Annotated in this window: 20 protein-coding genes; 14 read left to right on the forward strand and 6 right to left on the reverse strand. The window is 64.8% G+C overall.

What is annotated here, in order from left to right:
* Positions 1-26 precede the first annotated feature (26 nt).
* Together ACOHWE_RS13275 and ACOHWE_RS13280 are read right to left on the reverse strand one after the other, a co-directional pair.
* Complete coding sequence (locus ACOHWE_RS13275; protein ID WP_420667031.1) at positions 27-2,117, reverse strand: pyridoxamine 5'-phosphate oxidase family protein; 2,091 nt, start codon at positions 2,115-2,117, stop codon at positions 27-29.
* A gap of 68 nt (positions 2,118-2,185) precedes the next feature.
* The gene (locus ACOHWE_RS13280; protein ID WP_420667032.1) at positions 2,186-2,806 is read right to left on the reverse strand and encodes a glutathione S-transferase family protein; all 621 of its coding nucleotides are present in this window, start codon (positions 2,804-2,806) and stop codon (positions 2,186-2,188) included.
* Between the two features lie 143 nt (positions 2,807-2,949).
* Between ACOHWE_RS13280 and ACOHWE_RS13285 the strand changes: the two genes are divergently transcribed.
* Positions 2,950-3,864, forward strand: a complete 915-nt coding sequence (locus ACOHWE_RS13285; protein WP_420667033.1) for a LysR family transcriptional regulator — start codon at positions 2,950-2,952, stop codon at positions 3,862-3,864.
* Between the two features lie 396 nt (positions 3,865-4,260).
* On the opposite strand, the gene repC is transcribed toward ACOHWE_RS13285, so the two are convergent.
* From repC to repA, 3 genes are all read right to left on the reverse strand, one after another.
* Positions 4,261-5,391 (reverse strand): plasmid replication protein RepC, encoded by a 1,131-nt coding sequence (gene repC, locus ACOHWE_RS13290; protein ID WP_420667034.1) that lies wholly within the window; start codon positions 5,389-5,391, stop codon positions 4,261-4,263.
* 250 nt (positions 5,392-5,641) lie between these two features.
* Positions 5,642-6,643, reverse strand: a complete 1,002-nt coding sequence (gene repB, locus ACOHWE_RS13295) for a plasmid partitioning protein RepB (protein ID WP_420667035.1) — start codon at positions 6,641-6,643, stop codon at positions 5,642-5,644.
* Positions 6,643-7,851 carry a plasmid partitioning protein RepA gene (gene repA, locus ACOHWE_RS13300; protein ID WP_420667036.1) on the reverse strand — a complete coding sequence of 403 codons (1,209 nt, stop codon included), beginning with the start codon at positions 7,849-7,851 and terminating at the stop codon, positions 6,643-6,645. The genes repB and repA overlap by 1 nt, the downstream gene beginning before the upstream one ends.
* A 407-nt stretch (positions 7,852-8,258) precedes the next feature.
* On the opposite strand from repA, the gene ACOHWE_RS13305 reads away from it, so the two are divergent.
* From ACOHWE_RS13305 to nqrF, 10 genes are all read left to right on the forward strand, one after another.
* On the forward strand, positions 8,259-9,194 hold the full coding sequence (locus tag ACOHWE_RS13305; RefSeq protein WP_420667037.1) for a LysR substrate-binding domain-containing protein: 936 nt from the start codon (positions 8,259-8,261) through the stop codon (positions 9,192-9,194).
* A 63-nt stretch (positions 9,195-9,257) separates the two neighbouring features.
* Positions 9,258-10,412: an aromatic ring-hydroxylating oxygenase subunit alpha gene (locus tag ACOHWE_RS13310; protein ID WP_420667039.1), complete on the forward strand. Its 1,155-nt coding sequence runs from the start codon at positions 9,258-9,260 to the stop codon at positions 10,410-10,412.
* Positions 10,409-11,860, forward strand: coding sequence for an aldehyde dehydrogenase family protein (locus ACOHWE_RS13315; protein ID WP_420667040.1), 1,452 nt, complete (start codon positions 10,409-10,411; stop codon positions 11,858-11,860). Before ACOHWE_RS13310 ends, ACOHWE_RS13315 begins: the two co-directional genes overlap by 4 nt.
* A gap of 2 nt (positions 11,861-11,862) precedes the next feature.
* Positions 11,863-12,117: a hypothetical protein gene (locus ACOHWE_RS13320; RefSeq protein ID WP_420667041.1), complete on the forward strand. Its 255-nt coding sequence runs from the start codon at positions 11,863-11,865 to the stop codon at positions 12,115-12,117.
* A 317-nt stretch (positions 12,118-12,434) separates the two neighbouring features.
* Positions 12,435-13,778 carry a Na(+)-translocating NADH-quinone reductase subunit A gene (locus ACOHWE_RS13325; RefSeq protein WP_420667042.1) on the forward strand — a complete coding sequence of 448 codons (1,344 nt, stop codon included), beginning with the start codon at positions 12,435-12,437 and terminating at the stop codon, positions 13,776-13,778.
* A 5-nt stretch (positions 13,779-13,783) separates the two neighbouring features.
* Positions 13,784-14,992 carry an NADH:ubiquinone reductase (Na(+)-transporting) subunit B gene (locus tag ACOHWE_RS13330; protein WP_420667044.1) on the forward strand — a complete coding sequence of 403 codons (1,209 nt, stop codon included), beginning with the start codon at positions 13,784-13,786 and terminating at the stop codon, positions 14,990-14,992.
* Positions 14,985-15,797 (forward strand): Na(+)-translocating NADH-quinone reductase subunit C, encoded by an 813-nt coding sequence (locus ACOHWE_RS13335; RefSeq protein ID WP_420667045.1) that lies wholly within the window; start codon positions 14,985-14,987, stop codon positions 15,795-15,797. The genes ACOHWE_RS13330 and ACOHWE_RS13335 overlap by 8 nt, the downstream gene beginning before the upstream one ends.
* Positions 15,797-16,450 (forward strand): NADH:ubiquinone reductase (Na(+)-transporting) subunit D, encoded by a 654-nt coding sequence (locus ACOHWE_RS13340; protein ID WP_420667046.1) that lies wholly within the window; start codon positions 15,797-15,799, stop codon positions 16,448-16,450. Before ACOHWE_RS13335 ends, ACOHWE_RS13340 begins: the two co-directional genes overlap by 1 nt.
* Positions 16,450-17,058 (forward strand): NADH:ubiquinone reductase (Na(+)-transporting) subunit E, encoded by a 609-nt coding sequence (nqrE, locus tag ACOHWE_RS13345; protein WP_420667048.1) that lies wholly within the window; start codon positions 16,450-16,452, stop codon positions 17,056-17,058. Before ACOHWE_RS13340 ends, nqrE begins: the two co-directional genes overlap by 1 nt.
* 15 nt (positions 17,059-17,073) lie before the next feature.
* Complete coding sequence (nqrF, locus tag ACOHWE_RS13350; protein ID WP_420667050.1) at positions 17,074-18,294, forward strand: NADH:ubiquinone reductase (Na(+)-transporting) subunit F; 1,221 nt, start codon at positions 17,074-17,076, stop codon at positions 18,292-18,294.
* Positions 18,295-18,471: 177 nt separating this feature from the next.
* Here nqrF and ACOHWE_RS13355 read toward each other — a convergent pair whose 3' ends face one another.
* Positions 18,472-18,996: a CBS domain-containing protein gene (locus ACOHWE_RS13355; protein WP_420667051.1), complete on the reverse strand. Its 525-nt coding sequence runs from the start codon at positions 18,994-18,996 to the stop codon at positions 18,472-18,474.
* Between the two features lie 98 nt (positions 18,997-19,094).
* Between ACOHWE_RS13355 and ACOHWE_RS13360 the strand changes: the two genes are divergently transcribed.
* From ACOHWE_RS13360 to nqrM, 3 genes are all read left to right on the forward strand, one after another.
* A complete protein-coding gene (locus ACOHWE_RS13360) occupies positions 19,095-19,295 on the forward strand; it encodes a hypothetical protein (RefSeq protein WP_420667053.1) in 201 nt (66 codons plus the stop codon).
* Positions 19,296-19,388: 93 nt separating this feature from the next.
* The gene (locus ACOHWE_RS13365; protein ID WP_420667054.1) at positions 19,389-20,414 is read left to right on the forward strand and encodes an FAD:protein FMN transferase; all 1,026 of its coding nucleotides are present in this window, start codon (positions 19,389-19,391) and stop codon (positions 20,412-20,414) included.
* Between the two features lie 25 nt (positions 20,415-20,439).
* Positions 20,440-20,676: a (Na+)-NQR maturation NqrM gene (nqrM, locus tag ACOHWE_RS13370; protein WP_420667056.1), complete on the forward strand. Its 237-nt coding sequence runs from the start codon at positions 20,440-20,442 to the stop codon at positions 20,674-20,676.
* The last annotated feature ends 386 nt before the right edge of the window (positions 20,677-21,062 follow it).

Here is a 21,062-nt window from a genome sequence, read left to right on the forward strand (position 1 = left end):
GCTGCGGGCCGCAGCGGAACCGCCGGCTAGAGGTCCAGCTCCAGCCGGTCAGTCCCCGCAGCCGGTACCGCGCAGCACAGCAGCGCCTCGCCCGGCTCCCGATGCGCCGCGGGCGGGGTGCGGTAGGTAACCTCGCCCGCCCGCAGCTTCACCGCGCAAGAGCCGCAGGAGCCGCTGCGGCAGCTGAAATCGGGTGTCAGCCCGTGGGCTTCGGCGAAGTCCAAGAGCGGGCCGTCTTCCGCGGTCCAGCGCTGCTCCGCGCCGGTTCGAGTGAAATGCACAACCGCTTCCTTGGCCTCGGCAGGACCGGGTACAGATGGCTGTGCAGTTTCCGGTGCCCGTTTGAGCGCGGCCGGGCCAAAGGCCTCCGCGCGGATGGCATCATCGCGCACGCCCAGCTCGCGCAGGCTGTCATAGGCCGTCTGCGTGAACCCCGGCGATCCGCAGAGGAAAAACTCGTAGTCATCCAGAGCCAGGAGCCCGCGCAGCATCTCTGCGTCGATCCGGCCGGTAAGCTGACCAGCCTTCGGCTCCGGCCCCTTCTCTGGCCCCTGCCCTGCCGCGGGGCCGCTCACTACGGAGACATAGCGGATGCGCCCGCCGGTGGCTGTCTCCAGCGCCTGGAACTCGTGCAGGAAGGCGCGCTCGTCTTTGGTGCGCGCCGCGTGCAGCACGGTCAGCGGCCGCAGGTGCCGGGTGCGCACAGCTTCCTCGGCCAGGTGCCGCGCCATTGCGATCATCGGCGTGACCCCGACCCCTCCCGCAAGCAGCACTGCGGGCTTCGTTGCGGCAGCATCGATGCGGAAGGCCCCGCGCGGAGCCTTTACCGCCAATGTATCGCCCGGCTGCACTCCGTCATGCAGGAAACCTGAGACCGCTCCGCCAGCCTCCCGCTTGACCGAGATGCGGTAGTGCGGATCGCCCGGCGCGGAGGAGACCGTGTAGGTCCTGACCATCGGCTCTGACGCGCCCTCAGGCGAAACCTTCAGCGTGAGGAACTGGCCTGCTTTGAACGGCAGGAGCGGAGCACCGTCGGCAGGCTCCAGGTAGAGCGAACGGATCAGCGGTGTTTCCTGCTCCGCCTCAGCGACACGGAAACTCCGCCAGGCTCCGCGCCGCGCGTCCACTTCGGCTTGAGCCGCGGCTTCGGCCCAGGTGCCGGTCATCAGCGTGTTGGGCGAGAACGCCCCGAGGTTGGCCCGGAACGGCAGCACGGCCGGCAGCCGCCGCCCGTGCGACAGGGTAAAACGCCAGCCGCGGCCCGCGCCCCGGAAGTATGCAAGCGCCGGGTCGCCCTCGGCGAGCAACTCCACTGTTCCGGTGAGTGTGAGCACATCGCCGGTCTCGAAATCGGGAAACAGCAGGCCGGCCCGCGGCATCAGGAGAAAGTTGCCGAAGGTGTTGAAGTGGTGGTTGCCGGGAAAGTCGGGGATGGTGAGCGTGTTGCCGTCAACCTTGACGAAGCCGGGCCGCCCGCCGCGGTGGGAGACATCGGCTCCGTGCGTCACCGGGTCGCCGCCGCCCGGTGCGCAGCTGGCGGCAAAGAACATGTCCGCCGTCTCGATCTGCGCCCGCGCGGCAGCATCAAGGCGGGTGAGCTCGTGCGGCGCCCTCCCCTGCCCTGCTTCCTGCGGCTGCAGAAAGCGCAGCTCGCGATGCTGGATGTACTGCGGGCAATTGCCGAAGCTCTGATCTACCTGCAGCTCCAGCCCCACCGCATCCAACGCCGAAATCCGCCCGTTCAGCCGGTTGCGGCGGCGGCTGTGGAGTTCTATGCCCAGCAGCCCCAGCGGCGCGCCAGGCTTCAGCGCAGCAGCCAGCGGATCGCCCTCGAAGCCGCGGGTGCCAATCCGCAGCCTGCGGGCATCCGGCGCTTGCGCGAAACCGGGTTCCCCGGCCAGCAGCCCGGCCCAGGGCCATCCCTCCGCATCCACTGCCCCGGCAGCGAGAAAGGGCAGTTGCGCGTAGAACGCCTGATGCTGCTCTGGCATGAAGGAGCGGATCACCCGGCGGCCGAAGGCCTCCATCGCCTCGCGCTTTCCGGCCTCGGCTTGCAGGGTCTGCTCTCCTTCGTGAAAGGGTGAGCGGGTTGCGGCGGAATCTGCAGTGGAAGACATGGCGGGCCCCGGTCGGATCAATGTTGCGCAAAGCGCCGGCCCCGGTTGCTGCGGGGCCGGCGGACTTGTCAGGCGGCAAGCCCCGCCTTGGTTGCGGGCATCGGTTTGAAGCCGTCGAGGGCCTCGATATTCGCCAGCAGACGCCGCAGGTTCGGGTAGGGTTCGAGCGAGATGCCGCCCTCCGGCGCATGGGCGGTGTAGGAGTAGACCGCGACGTCGGCGATCGTCGGCGCTTTACCCACAAGATAGCTGCGGCCCTGCATATGCGCCTCCAGCTTGCCCAGCACCCGCTCCGCAACCGTGCGGCAGAAGGCGGCATCAAGCGGTGCGCTGAAAACAGTGATCAGCCGCGCCGCCGCCGGGCCAAAGGCGATCTCCCCGGCCGCGAGGCTCAGAAACTTCTGCACTTCGGCCTCTGATACCGGATCGGCGGGGAGATAAGCCGGAGCATACTTCCGGGCGAGGTAGACCAGGATCGCGTTGGAGTCGGAGATCACAGTAGCGCCGTCCACCAGTACCGGCACCTGACCGGCTGGGTTCAGCGCCAGGAATTCCGGCTGCTTGTGCGCGCCGCTGGCGAGGTCGACGGTTATTACCTCATGGGCGATGCCTGCGAGGCTGGCGAACAATTCCACCCGGTGGGAGTGGCCGGAGAGCGGAAAGCCGTGGATACGGACGGCGTCGGGCATGGAGAATCCTCCTGGAATTCGGATTGGGATGGTGGTGTGCCCGCAAGTTACGCCGCGGAGGGGCAAGCGATAATCCTATTGCTTCGCGAATAATTATGAACATTATGGCGATAATGCCTCAAACCGCACAGGGCTGCCGGAATATGGATACCCTCGACTGCATGCGCACCTTCGCCGCGGTGGCGGCGCAAAACTCCTTTACCGCAGGGGCACGGCGGGCCGGGATCAGCACCAAGCTTGCCAGCAAATACGTGGCCCGGCTGGAGGAAAGACTTGGCGCGCAGCTGTTCCACCGCACCACCCGAAGTGTGACGCTGACTGACACCGGCCGCGCCTATCTGGAACGCTGCCTGCCGGTGCTCGAACAGATCGACGAGATGGAGGGCGTAATCCAGGAGCGCCAGTCCGAACTCGCCGGTCCAATCCGTATCACCGCACCGACCGGCTTTGGCAGCCGGGAGCTGCCCGGTGCGCTGCTGCCGTTCCAGACCCGGCACCCCAAGGTGCAGATCGACCTGCTGTTGTCGGACAGCCATGCCGCGGTGGTGGAGGAAGGCTTCGACCTCGCGGTGCGCTTCGGGGCGCTGCAGGATTCCACGCTGGTGGCCAGCAAGCTCTGCAACATGCGGCAGGTGGTGGTAGCGGCCCCGGAGTATCTGGATCAGCACGGCCGCCCTGCGGAGCCCGAGGCGCTAGCAACGCACAACTGCCTGCTGCAGCTCTGGGCCGCGCGCTCGGACGTCTGGATGTTCCGAGATGGCCCGCGCGCGAGGGCAGTGACGGTGAGCGGCAGCTTCCGGGCGAACTCTCCCCGGGCTCTGGCGCATATGGCGGCGCAGGGGCTGGGAGTGGCGCGGTGCCCGTATTACAGTGTTCAGGGTTTCCTGAAGTCCGGGGAGCTTGAATTACTGCTGGAAGATCATGAGCCGCAGCCGGGCGCGCTCTATGCGGTCTACCCGCCAAGCCGCCACCTGACCGCACGTATCCGCGCGCTGATCTCACACCTGCGGGACTGGTTTTCCTCCGGGGCTAGCGCCGAATGGGGGCCGCTGTCGTGATGGATTTGGTGCTGTCTCCGCATGGCTGATCTCCGGTGACTGTGGGCAGAACCCGGCTCAGATGGAGCAACATTTGACGGGTTTACCCGGGTAAACCCCAGATCCGACGCACAGCCTAGGCGCTCGTCTCAGCTCGGCTGGGTTCCTCTGCGCGAGGGCTAGCTGCCTGTGCTTCCGCACTACAGGACGGTTTACCCCGGTAAACCTTCTCCGCAGCGGCATCGTGTGAAGGTCAAACCGAACACTTGTTCTGGCGGTCCGAAGAGCCTTCTGCCGCAGCACAGCGCGGTTTAGAACCAACAGGGTTTACCCGGGTAAACCCCCACCACGTGTCCGGAGACGAAGCTGCTCAGAGCGCCGGAACAAAGACGCTGACATGGGAGCCGTCCCGCCAATTCACGCCGGCGCGGCATTCTGCGCAAGACTTTCGATCAGCCGGGCAGGGCGGAACCGGCCAATCGCGGCTTTGCGGGCAAGACCCCGCAGATAGGCCCCAGGAGAGCGGATCGTACCATGCATTTGCGTCATCGCCAGGATCGTCAGCGAGAGCCCGCCTTCGCCAAGGTCTTTCCCAGCAGACTGCAAGACTTCCCCGCGCAATCCCAACATTGGCGCGACGAAATGCGCCAAAGCGTGAAGATCCGTCCAAGTCCTCACAGGAGTCTGAGCAAACCCTACGGCATCCGGACAGGCCCGCACTACGGTTTCCAGCTTGAGATCGGGTTCCGGGACTGGCGCTGTTTTTGCCTTTACCGCTCCTTCTTCGCTATCAGAGTCAATATTGTTCTGTATTGATCTCTGATGGTGCCGGACAGATTGACCGTCAGCGGCGGACAAATCTGCGGTTATGGGACGGTTTTCACCAGCTTCCGCAGATACCGCGCACACCGAAATCGCTTCGGCTTCCGCCTGCGATGGGGCAGGGGAGAGGGCCGCGATCAATTGCTCCAATTCTTCCGAAGAAAGCCGCCGCCGCAGGGCGAGGCGGATCTGGTCGTCTTCCTCTGAGCCGATCGGCCAGTTTCGCCGCAGGACGGACAGGCGGTCGCGCAGCAGGCGGACGCGGGCGGCTTCCTCTTCTGCCTCCGCAGCGCGCAGGGCGATCTCCCGGGCGCGTTCCAGAAGCGGCGAGAGGTCGAAGCCGTAGGCCTGCACCACCTCGCCGCCGCGGGCGCGATGCACGTAACGCTTGCCGTTGGGCGAGGAGGCGCGGCGCAGCAGCCCGCAGTCCACCAGCCGCGCGATGTGACGCCGCATGGTGCGCTCGCCCATTTCATTGGCCCGCTGGCAGAGCTTTTCGTTGGAGGCAAAGACCACCCAGGCGCCGGAGCTTTCGCGCTCCTTTACGAAGGAGATCAGCGCCTGCAGCAACCCAAAGTGCCGGTCCTTCAGCCCGAAGGCCGTCTTTGCCGCCTTCAGCTGCTCCAGAATCACCCAGAACGCCTGCTTGGGATTGCCATCGTCCACGCGCACGCCATCGCGCGGGGCAGGGGCCCCGGCGGCGCAAGTCACCTGTTTGAATGCCATCTGCTCTTCACGAGAGACCGGGAAGCCGCACGAGACCGGCCCGTGCCTCTCCGCATGGCGGAATTCGGCACAGGAATACCGTCAACCCGATGGGATGCTGTTGACAGTTCAGAGGAGAGCGGGATACATCTTAGGTGCTAACATAGATGGGGCTCTCTGGGATTTCGGTCTTGGGGAGCTTCTCTTTTTTTAGTCTCCTGCTCGTGCCTCCTTGTTGTTCACTGTCGCCTCGATGATGGCAGACGGCGGCTTAGGCCGTCCGCTCCTTTTCCCACTGCGCATGAAGACGCAGCAGGGCCTCTGCGCCGTTGGCTTCGAGCCATTGCGCAAATTCCTTCTGTTTCGGATCGGTCCGCAGCACGGTGCGCCCGCCGCTGACCAGAACCTCGCCGATCTTCGCCTTGCCGCCCGGCGCCAGCACGGCTTGCGCCTGTGCGGGCATGGGCTTGGGCGGGCTCACGCGGGCCTCGACGCTGCGGGCAAAGGCCTCGAACCGCTTGGCCGAGTCCAGCGCCGCATCGGCCTCCCGCACCGGAACCGTCTTGGGGTCGATGCCGGAGGCGAGAAGTTTTTCGGCCAGCGCATGCCAGCGTTTCCAGCCCACGCCCGGCGCCTCGCCGATCCATTCGATCACGTTGCGCGGGATGGCCTGGCGCACCTTGCGCATATGCGACAGGTGGCTCTTGCTCACCGCCAGCGCGTCGCGGATCACCGCAGGCGCATAACCCGCTTCCTCCAGATCGCCGGCAAAGATTGCCTTTTCGATAAAGGAGGGATCTTTGCGGTGGTTGTTCTCCTGGCCCTGGGCCAGCACCGCTTCCTCGTCCGAGAGCGTGCGGATCAGCGCCTTGACCGGAATGCCAAGCTGCTTGATCGCGGCAAGGCGGCGGCGTCCGTAGACCACCTGGTAACGCCCGCTCAGGCGCGGGTGCGGGCGCAGCAGGATCGGCACCTGCTGGCCGTATTGCCCAATGCTGGATTTCAGTTCGTCCAGATCGGCGCCTTCCAGCGCGAACCGGTCGCGCATGCCGGTGTCCTCGATCTGCTCGGGATCGATTTCCTGCACGCTGCGCGAGGCACTGGAGCGGATGTCGTTCTCCAGCGCCGCGACGGGGCCGCGGCGGAAGGCTTCGGGGATCGGTGCGGCGCGCGCGGTCTCGACCTCGTCCTCAACGGCGGGGGAGGTGTCCAGATCCGGGTCCTCGCTGCCGAACTCGGCCATCAATCCCTCGAAGACGTTCTTGCGCGCCATCAGTTTCTCCCCCAGGCAGCTTGAACGGACGTCTCGAACTCATCCGCCACCCGGTTGATCGATTCCATCGCCCGCTCCAGTGTGGCGCGGTTCATTTCGGCTCTATTGGCCTCGTAGAGTGTCTTTTGCGACAGGCCCGCATCCGACACGGCGGTGGATTTCAGGAAAGCTTCCGTCATCAGCCGCTGCCCGAAATGCATCCGCAGGAAGGACGCCATCTGCGATTGCGGCATGTCCGAGGGCTCGTAGCGGCACAGCAGGTAACGCTGGAAATCATAGTCCAGCCGCTGGTCATTGCGCTGCACCACCTTCAACAGCGAGGTCGCCATGGTCAGATACTGGCTGAGGCTCGCCACGTCGATCATGTTGGGGATCACGGTGATCATCAGCCCGGTCGCCGCAACCAGCGCCGACATAGTGAGGAAGCCCAACTGCGGCGGGCAGTCGATGAAGACCACGTCGTAGCGGTCCTGCACCTGGTCGATCGCCGCTTTCAGCCGCAGGTAGAACGGCGGCTGGATGCCTTTGCGGATCGCGTGCGGGGTTTCGGTCTCGAATTCCGAGAGAATCAGCCCGCCGGGGGCAAGGTCCAGGTTCTGAAAATAGGTCTTGCGCACCACGTCCTGCATCGGTGCCGGGTCCTGGTAGCGCAGCGCATCGTAAATGGTGCCCGCGTCCATCAGGTCCAGCTCGGGGTGCAGGCCAAGCATCGTCGTCAGCGAAGCCTGCGGGTCCATGTCGATGGCCAGCACCCGGTAGCCCTTGAGCGCAAAGCGCTGCGCCAGATGCACGGCACTGGTGGTCTTGGCCGAGCCGCCCTTGAAGGTCGAAACCGCAATCACCTGCAAATGGTCATTGCCGACGCGGCCGGGCAGGAATTGCAGCGGGTTCTTCGCCGTGCGCGCCAGCGACAGGCGGATGTCCTGGATGTTCTTGCCGCTATAGAGCCGGTGGCCGCGGGTGTCGGTCTCCACCTCCGGAATCTTGCCGTCGAAGTGCAGCTTGCGCAGATGCGACGTGCTGAGGCCCAGGAGGGCCGCAACTTCGCCCGAGGTAAAAGGGCGAAGCTCCTTCGCCGCATCGGGCGAGAAGACATTGCGCATGTGCTTGTCGAGGGATTTCCGCAGACGTGCCTCGTCTTTCAAGAGGTCGTCGAAAACATCGGCGCCCGGCGGCATTCCGATTGCGGGTTCGATCCGTGCCGTCATACACTGCTCCTTGCCTCGGCCGTCTTGCTGCGGCTCTTCTGTAACGCTGTTTGGCCGCTAAGCAGCGTTAGGCGTTACAAGCCCGTGATGCCACCAAAGCCATTGTCTGGCAAGAGTTTTCAATCTTTCCGCGCAGATCGCGCTGCGGCGTGGCAGCAGAAGATTGCCGGCGGGGAGCTGAAATCCTGTATAAACATCTGTTTAAAAACTGAAATTCTCTCAACGCAAGCCTTCCGTTGCAGCCACGGCCGGGCTGCGCTGCACAGCGCGCCGGGTTGGGCTGATGTACAGCAGGGCGGCGCTGGGGCAGGGCAGGGAGCGCGCGATTCCCCCGCGGGCCTTGCATTGCACCGGCGCCCGTAATGAAGTGAAGCCAGTTCAATCCAGCCGCCGCCAGGAGCCGCCGCATGTCCCGAAGGCACTACGATCTGCCGCCGCTGACGGCGCTTGCCGCGTTCGAGGCCGCGGCCCGCCACCTCAGCTTCAAGAACGCCGCTGAGGAGCTTGGCGTCACGCCCGGCGCGGTCAGCCATCAGATCAAGGCGCTGGAGGCGGAGCTGCAGGCGCCGCTGTTCAGGCGCAGGCATCGCGGTGTCGAGCTGACCGAGGAAGGGGAGGCGCTGTTTGAAACCCTTGCATCGGCGTTCTTACGGATCTCGCGCAGCCTCAGGACCATCCGCAGCCGCGGCGTGGGCGATACGGTGACCATCGGCTCGACCTCGGCGGTGGCGTCGCTTTGGCTGTCGCCCGCTGTGGTACGGTTTTGGCGCAAGCACCCGGATGTGAACGTGAACCAGATCGTGCAAGATCGTCCCTTCCGCGCGGTGCCCGAGGTCGATTTCTACATCCGCTATGGCCGCGATCCCGACCCGCGGCTGGAGCAGGTTGAGCTCTACCGTGACCACCTGGTGCCGGTCGGCAATGCCGCCGCCGCGGCACGGCTGGCGGGATGCGCGCTGGACGACCTGGCAAACGAGCGGCTGTTGCACCTGGAATCAGAGGACAAGAGCTGGACCACCTGGGCCGACTGGTTCCGCCAGCTGGGCTACACCGGCCCGCTGGCGCCGGGGGTGCGGGTCAACAACTATTCGGTGGCGCTGCAGGCCGCTCAGGAGGGCGTTGGGCTCGCTCTAGGCTGGCAGCGCCTGCTGCGCCCCCTGCTCCAAAGCGGCCAGCTTGCTCCGATCGGCCCGCATCTGCTGCCCGCACCGCACGGCTTTCACCTTGCAGGCCGCCCGGAGGAAGACTTGCCGCCCGGGGCGCGGCTGCTGCGGGATTGGGTCATCGCCGGGGTCAGGGAAGAGTCGGATGAATCCATCTCACCCTGGAATGAGGTTTTCTGATATTGAGCGAACCCCTCCGCCCCGTTCAATGGCGCAAATGCGTTGAATGGGGAGGATCGCCAGATGAACACGTTTTCCAAGCTTGCCCCGGTGATGGCGCCGGTGAACATCGCCAACGGGCTGCCGAACGAGCACTACACCGACCCGGCGGTCTTTGCCGAGGAACGCCAGGCGGTGCTCTATGCCAATTGGTCCGGCATCGGTTTTGGCAAGGATCTTCCGGAGCCCGGATATGCGAAGCCGATCGAATTCCTTGGCATGCCGCTCCTGGCCGTGCGGGACCGCGACGGCGAGATCGGCGTCTTCCAGAACACCTGCCGCCACCGAGGAATGATTCTGGTCGACAAGCCCGGTAAGCTGCGCGGCGCCATCCGGTGCCCCTACCACAGCTGGTGCTACGGGCTGGACGGCCGCCTGATCTCCACTCCGCATGTGGGGGGGCCGGGCCAGAACAAGCACGAGGACATCCGCCTGGGGGAGCTGGGCCTGCACCGCATCCGCTCGCACGTTTGGCGCGACGTGATTTTTGTCAACGTGAGCGGCACCGCCCCGGCGTTCGAGGATGCGCATGCCGATTTGCTCAAGCGCTGGCAGGAGTTCGACCAGCCCGTCTACAGTAGCGGCGAAGCCTCGGGCTTCAAGCTGGAGGTGCGGACCAATTGGAAGCTTGCCGTCGAGAACTACTGCGAAAGCTATCACCTGCCCTGGGTGCACCCGGGCCTGAACAGTTATTCCCGGCTGGAAGACCACTACAATATCGAGATGCCGGGGGCCTATTCCGGCCAGGGCACGCTGGTCTACCGGCAGCTGAAGGGCGAGGACGGCAAGGTGTTTGCGGATTTCGCGAACCTCGGGCCGCAATGGGACGAAGGCGCAGAATATGTTGCGGTCTACCCCAACGTGCTCCTCGGCGTGCAGCGCGATCATGCCTTTGCCATCGTGCTGGAGCCGGTCGACTGCGAAAATACCGTCGAGCACATTGAGCTCTACTATGCCCAGCCCGCGGAGGAGACGCCGGAGCTCGCGGGGCTCAGGGCCGAGAATGCGCGGCTTTGGAAGACGGTGTTCGAGGAGGACGTCTTTGTCGTCGAGGGCATGCAAAAGGGCCGCCACGGCGCGCTGTTCGACGGTGGCCGGTTCTCTCCGGTGATGGACGGGCCGACCCACAACTTTCACGCCTGGGTGGCCGATCAGGTGACAAAGGCGCGGCAGGCATGAGCGGTTTTCTTTCTGACGGGCTGGCGCGCAATTTTCTCGCCGGCCAATGGGCCGAAGGCGACGCGGGCCGCCGTATCGCGGTGGCGGACCCTGGGACCGAAACCCATGTGGCCGACTGCGCGCTGGCAGGGGAGGAGAGCCTCGCCCGCGCGCTGGAGGCCGCGCGCGCCAGTTTTGAGCGGGGGGATCTGTCCGCGATGCGCCCCGCGGCCCGGGGGCGGATGATGCAGCGGGTCGCGGCCGAAATCCGGGGGATTGCGGCTGAGGGCGCGGTGCTCCTTTGCCGGGAAAGCGGCAAGTCGCTCAGCGCCGCGCAGGATGAGTTCGAGGAGGCGGCGCAATACTTCGAGTACTACGGTGGCGTTGCCGACAAGATCGAGGGCAAGTCGATACCCCTGGGTCCGGATTACGCTGACTATACCCTTTACGAGCCGCATGGCGTCTCGGCGCAGGTCGTGCCCTGGAACTTCCCGGTCTCGATAGCAGCGCGTTCGCTGGCGCCGGCGCTGGCGGCGGGCAATTCAGTGATCGTGAAATCGCCGGAGCTGGACCCGCTGGCGCTGTCGATGCTGGGGCTGGCGCTGCAGCGGGCGGAGGTGCCGGAGGGCGCGGTCTCGATCCTGAACGGTATCGGCGCGGAGCTTGGCACACGCTTGGTGGCAAGCCCGGAGGTGGATCAGATTGTCTTTACCGGCTCGGTTGCGACTGGCCAGGCGGTGCTGCATGCGGCGGCGGAGACGGTCACGCCGGCGCTTATGGAGCTGGGCGGAAAATCCGCCGCCGTGGTGTTCGAGGACGCAAGCCTGGATACGCTGATGGCGAGTCTTGAAAGCGGCATATTCTACAATGCCGGACAGGTCTGCTCCGCCATGTCGCGGGTCCTGGTGCATCGCTCGCTCTACGCCGAAGCGGTGGAGCGTGCCACGGCGCTGGCCGAAGGGCTCAGCGCCGGGCACGGGCTGGACAATCCGGGCCTTACGCCGGTGATTTCCGCCGCGCAGCTGGACCGGATCGAAACCCTCACCGCCAGCGCCCGGAATGGCGGCGCGCGGGTTGCGGCCGGAGGCGGGCGGCTGGAGCGCGAAGGGCACTTCATGGCGGCAACGATATTGGCCGATGTGGATCCGCAAAGCAGGGTGGCGCAGGAGGAGATCTTTGGCCCGGTCGCCTGCTTCACGCCGTTTGACTCCGAAGCGGAGGCCATTGCCATCGCCAACGGCACCCCGTTCGGGCTGGTGGCGGGCGTTTTCACCCGCGATCTCGCGCGCGCGCACCGGGTGGCGCAGCGCCTCAGGGCCGGGCAGGTCTTTGTCAACGAGTGGTTTGCCGGCGGTATTGCCACCCCCTTCGGCGGCATCGGGAAGTCCGGCTTTGGACGCGAGAAAGGTTTGGAGGCGCTCTATAACTACGTGCGCACCAAGAATATCGCAATTTCACTGAAGGGCTGACCATGAACCGCGCCGAGCTGGACAGGCTGGACTTGGACCGCGCTCTGCTGAGTGCCCATGCGGACCACGACCTTGCCGCACTGGTGCGGCTCTACACGGTGGCAGGCGACCGGGCGGAGGCCGCGGGCGACATCAATGCCGCCTGTTTCTACCTGACCCACGCCTTTGTTTTTGCGTTGGAAGCGGGCGCGCCGGAAGCCGGGGCGCTCAACGCCCGCCTGGCCGAACACGGCCGGGCGCATCGGCTGGCGCTCTAGCCGCGCTCGAATCGAAGCCGCGCTGTAACCGCGGCGCGGCATGTCCAGGCGGCTTGTCGCGGGCCTTTCCGGCGCCGCGCCGCTGCACCACCGCCAAATCCTCAAACCCCGAACCGCCCGGTGCAACAAATTGCCCCGCCAGAAGCGGCGTGCTCTTGCCATTTGGCGCCAAATTTGGTTCCAGTGCGCGCGGAAATCAGGCCGGGCTGCGCTGCATTGGATCGCCAGGATCCAATGCAGGCGTTCGTTTTGTTTCCGCCGCCGGAAGCAGATAAGAACCGCCACGGGAATCGGCCTCGGAAGGACGTAGCGCACATATGAAGACATTTAACTTGAAAAGGGGGCTGGATCTGCCTGTCGCGGGCGCGCCCGAGCAGAAAATTCATCCCGGCCCGGCTATCACTTCGGTGGCGGTTCTGGGGCCCGACTACCTGGGGCTGAAACCGCGCATGCTGGTGCAGGAGGGCGAAGAGGTCCGCCGCGGCACCCCGCTGTTTTGCCACAAGGATGCGCCCGAGGCGATGATAGTGGCGCCCGTCACCGGCAAGGTCTCGGCGATCAACCGCGGCGCCCGCCGGGTCCTGCAAAGTGTCGCGATCGAGGTGAGCGACGCTGAAGACAAGGGCCTGGACTTCTCCGCCACCGGCAATGCCGATACTGCCGAAGGGCTGACCGAAAAGCTGTGCGCTGCTGGTCTCTGGACCTCCTTCCTGACCCGTCCCTATTCCAAGATGCCGAAACCGGGCACGAAGCCCGACGCGATCTTCGTCACTGCGATGGACAGCGAGCCGCTGGCTGCCGATGCCGCGCTGATCATTGAGGATGCGCGCGACGCCTTCGAGGCGGGCCTCAAGGCCATCACCCTGCTGACCGACGGCACCACCTTCCTGTGCCAGAAGCCCGGCGACAGCATCCCCGGCGCCGATCTCGCTGGAGTAGAGGCTGCGGCTTTCGACGGTCCGCACCCCGCAGGCCTGGCCGGCACCCATATTCACTTCCTGCATCCGCTGGCTTCCGACAGCATGGTCTGGACGATCTCCTTCCAGGACGTGATCGCCATCGGCCGCCTGCTGCTGGCCGGCCACATCGACCCGCGCGTGGTTGTCGCGCTCTCCGGCCCCGCCGCGCGCGAACCGCGACTGCTGCGCACCGTTATGGGCGCTTCCACCGAGGAGCTGACCCGCGGCGAGATCGCAGTGGACGGGCTGGTGCGGGTGATCTCCGGCTCGATCCTTTCGGGCCGCCAGGCCGCCGGGCCGCTGGCCTACCTCGGCCGCTTTGCCCGCCAGGTCGCGATCATCGAGGAAGACCACGAGCAGATCCCGATGGGCTGGATCCGGCCGATGCCGTCCAAGTTCTCGGTGCAGCCGGTGCTGGGCTCGGCGCTGTCGAAGAAGCTGTTCAACCTGACCAGCAATCTCAACGGCGGCCGCCGGGCGATGGTGCCCACCGGCACCTTCGAGCGTCTGATGCCGCAGGACTACCTGCCGACGCAGCTGCTGCGCGCGCTCCTGGTGATGGACACCGACACCGCCCAGGCGCTTGGCGCGCTGGAGCTGGACGAAGAGGATCTCGGCCTCGTGGGCTTTGCCTGTCCGGCCAAGTATGAATACGGGCTGGCGCTGCGCGACTGCCTGACCAAGATTGAAAAGGAGGGCTGAGCCGGATGGGATTGCGCAGCTTCTTTGACCGGATCGAGCCGCACTTCGAGAAGGGCGGCAAATACGAGAAACTCTTCCCCATCTACGAGATGGTGGAGAGCTTCCTCTACACCCCGAAAACCGTCACCTCGGTGGCGCCGCATGCCCGCTCCTACATCGATATGAAGCGGATCATGACCTATGTGGTGATCGCCACCATCCCCTGCATCCTGTGGGGCATGTGGAACACCGGCTACCAGACCAACTCCGCGATTGCTCTGCTGGGTCCGGAATCCGCCACCGGCTGGCGCATCTGGATCCTGCAGACGCTGGGGATTTCGCTGGATGCCTCGAACCCGCTCGCCAATATCGCGCATGGGTTCCTGTACTTCCTGCCGATTTATGTGGTCACGCTGGTCGCGGGCGGCATCTTTGAGGTGATTTTTGCCACCGTGCGCGGGCATGAGGTGAACGAGGGGTTCCTGGTCACCTCGATGCTCTATGCACTGATCCTGCCGGCCTCGACGCCGCTGTGGCAGGTGGCGCTTGGCATCATCTTCGGGGTGGTGATCGGCAAGGAGGTCTTTGGCGGCACCGGCAAGAACTTCCTGAACCCGGCGCTGACGGGCCGCGCGTTCCTGTATTTCGCCTATCCCGCAAACATGTCGGGCGACTCGATCTGGACCCCGGTGGACGGCTTTTCCGGCGCGACCGCGCTGGCGGTGTCGGCGTCTGACGGCTATCAGGCGCTGGCGGCCCAGGGCATCACCTGGTGGGATGCCTTCTACGGCACCATCCAGGGCAGCTTCGGTGAGACTTCGACGCTGGCATGTGCCATCGGGCTCGTGTTCCTGCTGGCCACGAAGATCGCCAACTGGCGGCTGGTTGCGGGCTGTCTGGGCGGCATGATCGGCTTCTCGCTGCTGCTTAACCTGATCGGATCCGAGGCCAACCCGATGTTCGCCATGCCCTGGTACTGGCATCTGGTGCTCGGCGGCTACGCCTTCGGCCTGGTCTTCATGGTGACCGAACCGGTCTCGGCCAGCCACACTAACCTCGGCCGCCTGATCTATGGCGCGCTGATCGGGGTGATGGTGGTGCTGATCCGGGTGATCAACCCGGCCTTCCCGGAAGGCATGATGCTGGCGATCCTGTTCGGCAACGTCTTTGCACCGCTGATCGACTACTTCGTCGTGCAGGCGAACATCAAACGGAGGGCGCGCCGCCATGTCTGAGACGCAGACTCCTGAACCCAAGGGCCTGATCGGCCGCTTCCTGGCCGCTTCGCCGGACTCGGTGGGCAAGACCGTCTTTGTCGCGGTGGCCGTCTGCCTTGTCGCCTCGATGATCGTGTCGACCGCCGCGGTGTCGCTGCGGCCCGTGCAGGAAGCCAACAAGCTGCGCGACAAGCAGCTGAACATCCTGCAGGTCGCGGGCCTCTACGAGCCGGGCCAGGACGTGGCCGAGGCCTTCCAGGCCTTCGAGCCGAAGGTGCTGGAGCTGGAAACCGGCACCTTCACCGACCGCTTCGACCCGGCCGAATTCGACGATCTCGCCGCCGCGCAGGACCCGGAGACCAGCCGTGCGCTTGACGACGACCCGGCCGGCATTGGCCGCCAGTCGCTCTACAAAACTGTCTATCTGCTGCGCGACGAGTCCGGCGCGCTCGACAAGGTGATCCTGCCGGTGCACGGCTATGGCCTGTGGTCGACGCTCTATGGCTACATCGCGCTGGAGGAGAACGGCAACGACATCTTTGGCCTGCAGTTCTACCAGCACGGCGAAACCCCGGGCCTCGGCGCCGAGGTGGACAACCCGCGCTGGAAGGTGCTGTGGCGTGACAAGAAGCTGCGCGACGGCGAGGACACGCTGCAGATCTCGGTGTCCAAGACCGCGCCCGCGGCCGGCCCCGAATACCACGTCGACGCGCTGGCAGGCGCGACCCTGACCACCGTGGGTGTCGACAACCTGCTGAAGTTCTGGATGGGCGAGGAGGGCTATGCACCCTTCCTGAAGGCCCTGCGCGAGGGAGGCATCTGATGGCTCAGTCCAAGAAGGAAATGCTGATCGACCCGCTGGTCGACAACAACCCGATCACCCTGCAGGTGCTGGGCATCTGCTCGGCGCTGGCGGTGACCTCGTCGCTGCAGGTGGCCTTTGTGATGACGCTGGCGGTGACCTTCGTGACCGCATTCTCCTCAATGTTCATCTCGATCCTCAGGAACCAGATCCCGGGCTCGATCCGGATCATCGTGCAGATGGTGATCATCGCCTCGCTGGTGATCCTGGTGGACCAGGTGCTGAAGGCCTACGCCTTCGATATCTCCAAGACGCTGTCGGTCTTCGTCGGCCTGATCATAACCAACTGCATCGTGATGGGCCGCGCCGAAGCCTTCGCCATGAAGAACCCGCCGGTGGCCTCCTTCATCGACGGTCTCGGCAACGGTCTGGGCTACGGTCTGATCCTGATGCTGGTCGGCTTCATCCGCGAGCTGTTTGGCGCGGGCTCGCTGTTCGGCGTCACCATCATGGAGACCGTGAACAACGGCGGCTGGTACATGCCGAACGGCCTTCTGCTGCTGCCGCCCTCGGCCTTCTTCGTGATCGGCCTGCTGATCTGGGCCTTCCGCACCTGGAAGCCGAACCAGGTCGAAGAACGTGAATTCAAGATCCAGACGGTGGAGGCACACTGATGGAAGGGCTGATCTCGCTGGCCGTAAAGGCCGTCTTTGTCGAAAACCTGGCGCTGTCCTTCTTCCTGGGCATGTGTACCTTCATCGCGGTGTCGAAGAAGATCTCGACCGCGCTGGGGCTGGGGATCTCGGTCATGGTGGTGCAGGCCATCACCGTGCCGGCCAACAACCTGCTGCTGACCTATCTGCTGAAGCCCGGCGCGCTGGCCTGGGCGGGGTTCCCGGACGTGGACCTCACATTCCTCGGCCTGATCTCCTATATCGGCGTGATCGCGGCGATGGTGCAGATCCTGGAGATGATCCTCGATAAGTACTTTCCGCCGCTCTACAACGCGCTGGGGATCTTCCTGCCGCTGATCACGGTGAACTGCGCGATCCTCGGCGGCTCGCTGTTCATGGTGGAACGCGACTACAACTTTGCCGAGGCAACGACCTATGGTCTGTCTTCCGGCTTCGGCTGGGCGCTGGCGATCACCGCGATGGCGGGCGTGCGCGAGAAGCTGAAATATTCCGACGTGCCGGACGGCCTGCAGGGCCTGGGCATCACCTTTATCACCGCAGGTCTGATGGCGATGGCCTTCATGTCCTTCAGCGGCGTCAAACTGTAAGGAGAGCGCGGAAACATGGAAACTTTCACGCTCGGCGTTGCCCTGTTCACCGTGATCGTGCTGGCGCTGGTGACCATCATCCTGGTCGCCCGCTCCCGCCTGGTCTCTTCCGGCAACGTCAACATCACCATCAACGGTGAAAAAACCATCTCGGTCCCCGCGGGCGGCAAGCTTCTGCAGACGCTCGCGGCCGAGAAGCTCTTTGTCCCCTCCGCCTGCGGGGGCGGCGGCACCTGCGCGCAGTGCCGGGTGCGGGTGCATTCCGGCGGAGGCTCGATCCTGCCGACCGAGGAGAGCCACATCACCAAGCGGGAAGCCGCCTGCGGCGACCGCCTGTCCTGCCAGGTCTCGGTCAAGCAGGACATGGACATCGAGGTCCCCGAAGAGGTCTTCGGCGTCAAGAAATGGCGCTGCAAGGTGCGCTCGAACGAGAACGTGGCGACCTTCATCAAGGCGCTGGTTCTGGAACTGCCCGAAGGCGAGGACGTGAACTTCCGCGCCGGCGGCTACATCCAGATCGAAGCGCCCGCGCACCGGCTGAAGTACACCGACTTCGACATCGAGGACGAGTACCGCGAGGATTGGGACCGCTTCAATCTGTGGCAGTATGAATCCGTGGTGGACGTGCCGGTCGAGCGCGCCTATTCGATGGCCAACTACCCCGACGAGAAGGGCATCATCATGCTCAACGTCCGGGTTGCCTCGCCGCCGCCGGGTTCCACCGATATCCCGGCTGGCAAGATGTCCTCCTACATCTTCAACCTGAAGCCTGGCGATGAGGTGACTATCTCCGGCCCGTTCGGCGAGTTCTTCGCCCGCGATACCGACAAGGAGATGGTCTTCATCGGCGGCGGCGCCGGCATGGCGCCGATGCGCAGCCACATCTTCGATCAGCTGAAGCGTCTGAAGACCAAGCGCAAGATCAGCTTCTGGTACGGTGCGCGGTCGAAGAAGGAAATGTTCTTCGTCGAGGACTTCGACCAGCTTGCGGCGGAGAACCCGAACTTCGAATGGCACGTCGCCCTGTCCGACGCGCAGCCGGAGGACGACTGGAAGGGCTATACCGGTTTCATCCACAATGTCCTTTACGAAGAATACCTCAAGAACCACCCGGCGCCGGAAGATTGCGAGTTCTACATGTGCGGCCCGCCGATCATGAACCAGTCGGTGATCAACATGCTGCTGGAACTGGGCGTGGACCGCGAGGACATCATGCTCGACGATTTCGGCGGCTGAGCCGAAGGCATTCAGAGTCGACGAAAAAAGCCCCGGATGCCAGCATCCGGGGCTTTCTGTTTGTACCGCAGTGTGGAAGCGAGCCGTTCCGCTGGGGCACCGGTGGCCGGAATTCGACCCGAATTCCGGGCCGAAAAAATCGGATTCTTCCGGTGCCCGCGGCCAGCGCCATGCGTCCTAGCCGACGATCATCTGCTTCATCCGGAGCGCTTCGTACTCCAGCTCCTCAAGCCGGTAGTTCACCACATCGCCGATGGTGATCATGCCGCAGAGGGCGCCGTCCTTCATCACCGGCATGTGGCGGAAGCGGCCCTCGGTCATCACCTTGGCGACGTCGATCAACCGGTCTTCCGGCGTGCAGGTGCGCACCTCGGTGGTCATCAGCTCCTCGACCTTCTGCGGCAGCGTGTGGCCCGGCGTCTCCGCCATGCGGCGCACGATGTCGCGCTCCGACAGGATGCCCTTCAGATCGCCGTTCTGATCGGTCACCACCAGCGCGCCGATGCGCTTGTCGCGCAAGATCTCGACCACATGGCCGATGGTGTCGGCGGGCCGGATGCCATAGACCGCGTTGCCCTTCTTTTTCAAAAGCTGGGCAACAGTCGACTGGGAGTGCGACAGGTTGGACTCGGCCGACTGGCTGTAGGTATGGTGGTCTTCCTTGTCGCCCCGCGTCGGAGGTTGATAAGAGAATGGTGCCATAGGTCTTTGCTCCTCTTGCTCCTGCATCAGCCCATATGGGTATCTTACCCCGGCTGTGCCATGCGCAAAGAAAAATCCTTGGCAGCGCAAAGAATTATGTGAAGGGAAGCATGTTGGGCGATCTCTACCTTACTCCGCTCAGCGGGGTTGTTCTGGTCTTTGTTGTGGTGGTCTGCGGCCATCTCTACCGGCAGAATTGGAAGACCCAGCCGCCGAATGCGCGGCTGAGGGCCTGGCTGTTTGGTGTGCCGGCTGCGCTTGGCCTGCTGGCGCTCGCTTTCCTGCCCTTGAAATACTAGCCCCTGGCGTGTCCCGGCCGCGTCTGACATGGGTTTGACTCTGACGCGGGGCAGGGGCATATGGGCGCGGATGTTTCTTCCGGAGGTCGCCCGATGCCCAAATGGTTTCTGCTTGCCGTGATCCTGCTCGTGCCGGGCTGCTGGTTCGGGGACGACACCGAAACCCTGCGCCTGTCCGGCCAGACGATGGGCACCACCTATAACATCACGGCGACCGGCCCCGGGCTGGAGGAAGAGGCGCTGTCGGCCAAGGTCGAGTCCGCTCTGGCCGCGGTCAACGCGAAGATGTCGAACTGGGATCCGGCGTCGGAGGTGTCCACCTTCTCTGCGTCAGAACTCACCGAACCGGTGACAGTCTCCGCCGAGTTCGCCACCGTCATTGCCGCGGCCGGCGAAGTGCACGAGAAGAGCGGCGGCAAGTTCGACGTGACGCTGGGCCCGCTGATCGAGCTCTGGGGCTTCGGGCCGCGCAAGCCGGAAGATCCGCTGCCCTCCGACGAAAGCATTGCCAGTGCCTTGGCTGAGGTCGGCCAGGGGCGGCTGCTGACACTGGACAAGGAAGCGGGCACGCTTGCGAAGGCCGCGCCGGGGGTCGGCATCAACCTATCCGCCATCGCCAAGGGCTACGGGATCGACGCGGTTGCGGCTACTTTGGAAGACGCGGGCGTTACCGATTACATGGTTGAAATCGGCGGCGACCTTTATGCCAAGGGCGAGAACCCCGAAGGCGACCCCTGGCAGATCGGTATCGAAAAGCCGGAGGCCGCCGCCAAGACCGTGCAGCTGGTGGTGCCGGTCAGCAACCGCGGGCTTGCCACCTCGGGCGACTACCGCAACTACTTCGAACATGAAGGCACCCGCTATTCGCATATTCTGGACCCGGTATCCGGCCGGCCGGTGACCCATGCGACCACTTCCGTCACCGTGGTTGCGGAGGATGCGATGATGGCGGATGCCTGGGCGACTGCGCTGCTCGCCGCCGGCAGCAAGGACGGGCTGCGGCTGGCCGAAACCCACGGGATCGCCGCTTTCTTCATCGATAGGGATGTGGAGGCGGGCGCCGATGCATATGTGACGTCGCAAAGCAGCGGATTCACCGCGCTGATGCCGCAAAACTGAACACACGCTAGGTGAGGGACCGGGCATGACCACTTTCATTCTGGCCTTTGGCATCCTGCTCATCGTGACGGTGGGCATGTCGCTGGGGGTGATGCTGATGGGGAAGACAATCAAAGGCAGCTGCGGCGGCCTGAATGCGATTTCCGGGGCCGACAAATGTGTGGTCTGTGCCAAGGACATTGACCCGGACAGCCCGCTGCGCGAGCGCCTGCAATGCCCCCGCGCCAAGCAGATGGCCGAGCGGATGGCGGTCCAGGACTGAGCCTCTGCCGCGCTCAGGCGGCGTCACACTCCGATCAGAATGAAGGGCTGCCCCTGCTGGCGGCCTTTTTCAATCGCGGTGCAAATGCCCCTTTGCGCCGGACGCCAAGGGCGTGGGGGAAATCCGGACTAGTGCGAAAAGCCGCGCGCGCGTCCTGGGCTGGCGAAGCTTTGCCGCCTGAAAGCAGGTGAGGGGCCGCCTGAGGACAATTGTACCCCCTGTATAGGCGAACCCGCAGTTGGCACTGAAGCGGACCTACTGCATCACGTCACCAGAACCTGCACGGACACGCGCCGGGCCTTGGCAAAGCGCGGATTAGGAGGTTTGATGAGAGCAGCCATCGGTGACTGATCCCATTCAGTGATTTGCGGCCGGGATGCCACTTG

This window comes from Cribrihabitans neustonicus, from assembly GCF_048820895.1.
Lineage (GTDB): Bacteria > Pseudomonadota > Alphaproteobacteria > Rhodobacterales > Rhodobacteraceae > Cribrihabitans_A > Cribrihabitans_A neustonicus.

Bases quoted from the DNA above. Each gene is read 5' to 3' on its own strand.
- ACOHWE_RS13275 (WP_420667031.1), bottom strand. From the start codon at position 2,117: ATGTCTTCCACTGCAGATTCCGCCGCAACCCGCTCACCCTTTCACGAA.
- ACOHWE_RS13280 (WP_420667032.1), bottom strand. From the start codon at position 2,806: ATGCCCGACGCCGTCCGTATCCACGGCTTTCCGCTCTCCGGCCACTCC.
- ACOHWE_RS13285 (WP_420667033.1), top strand. From the start codon at position 2,950: ATGGATACCCTCGACTGCATGCGCACCTTCGCCGCGGTGGCGGCGCAA.
- repC (WP_420667034.1), bottom strand. From the start codon at position 5,391: ATGGCATTCAAACAGGTGACTTGCGCCGCCGGGGCCCCTGCCCCGCGC.
- repB (WP_420667035.1), bottom strand. From the start codon at position 6,643: ATGGCGCGCAAGAACGTCTTCGAGGGATTGATGGCCGAGTTCGGCAGC.
- repA (WP_420667036.1), bottom strand. From the start codon at position 7,851: ATGACGGCACGGATCGAACCCGCAATCGGAATGCCGCCGGGCGCCGAT.
- ACOHWE_RS13305 (WP_420667037.1), top strand. From the start codon at position 8,259: ATGTCCCGAAGGCACTACGATCTGCCGCCGCTGACGGCGCTTGCCGCG.
- ACOHWE_RS13310 (WP_420667039.1), top strand. From the start codon at position 9,258: ATGAACACGTTTTCCAAGCTTGCCCCGGTGATGGCGCCGGTGAACATC.
- ACOHWE_RS13315 (WP_420667040.1), top strand. From the start codon at position 10,409: ATGAGCGGTTTTCTTTCTGACGGGCTGGCGCGCAATTTTCTCGCCGGC.
- ACOHWE_RS13320 (WP_420667041.1), top strand. From the start codon at position 11,863: ATGAACCGCGCCGAGCTGGACAGGCTGGACTTGGACCGCGCTCTGCTG.
- ACOHWE_RS13325 (WP_420667042.1), top strand. From the start codon at position 12,435: ATGAAGACATTTAACTTGAAAAGGGGGCTGGATCTGCCTGTCGCGGGC.
- ACOHWE_RS13330 (WP_420667044.1), top strand. From the start codon at position 13,784: ATGGGATTGCGCAGCTTCTTTGACCGGATCGAGCCGCACTTCGAGAAG.
- ACOHWE_RS13335 (WP_420667045.1), top strand. From the start codon at position 14,985: ATGTCTGAGACGCAGACTCCTGAACCCAAGGGCCTGATCGGCCGCTTC.
- ACOHWE_RS13340 (WP_420667046.1), top strand. From the start codon at position 15,797: ATGGCTCAGTCCAAGAAGGAAATGCTGATCGACCCGCTGGTCGACAAC.
- nqrE (WP_420667048.1), top strand. From the start codon at position 16,450: ATGGAAGGGCTGATCTCGCTGGCCGTAAAGGCCGTCTTTGTCGAAAAC.
- nqrF (WP_420667050.1), top strand. From the start codon at position 17,074: ATGGAAACTTTCACGCTCGGCGTTGCCCTGTTCACCGTGATCGTGCTG.
- ACOHWE_RS13355 (WP_420667051.1), bottom strand. From the start codon at position 18,996: ATGGCACCATTCTCTTATCAACCTCCGACGCGGGGCGACAAGGAAGAC.
- ACOHWE_RS13365 (WP_420667054.1), top strand. From the start codon at position 19,389: ATGCCCAAATGGTTTCTGCTTGCCGTGATCCTGCTCGTGCCGGGCTGC.
- nqrM (WP_420667056.1), top strand. From the start codon at position 20,440: ATGACCACTTTCATTCTGGCCTTTGGCATCCTGCTCATCGTGACGGTG.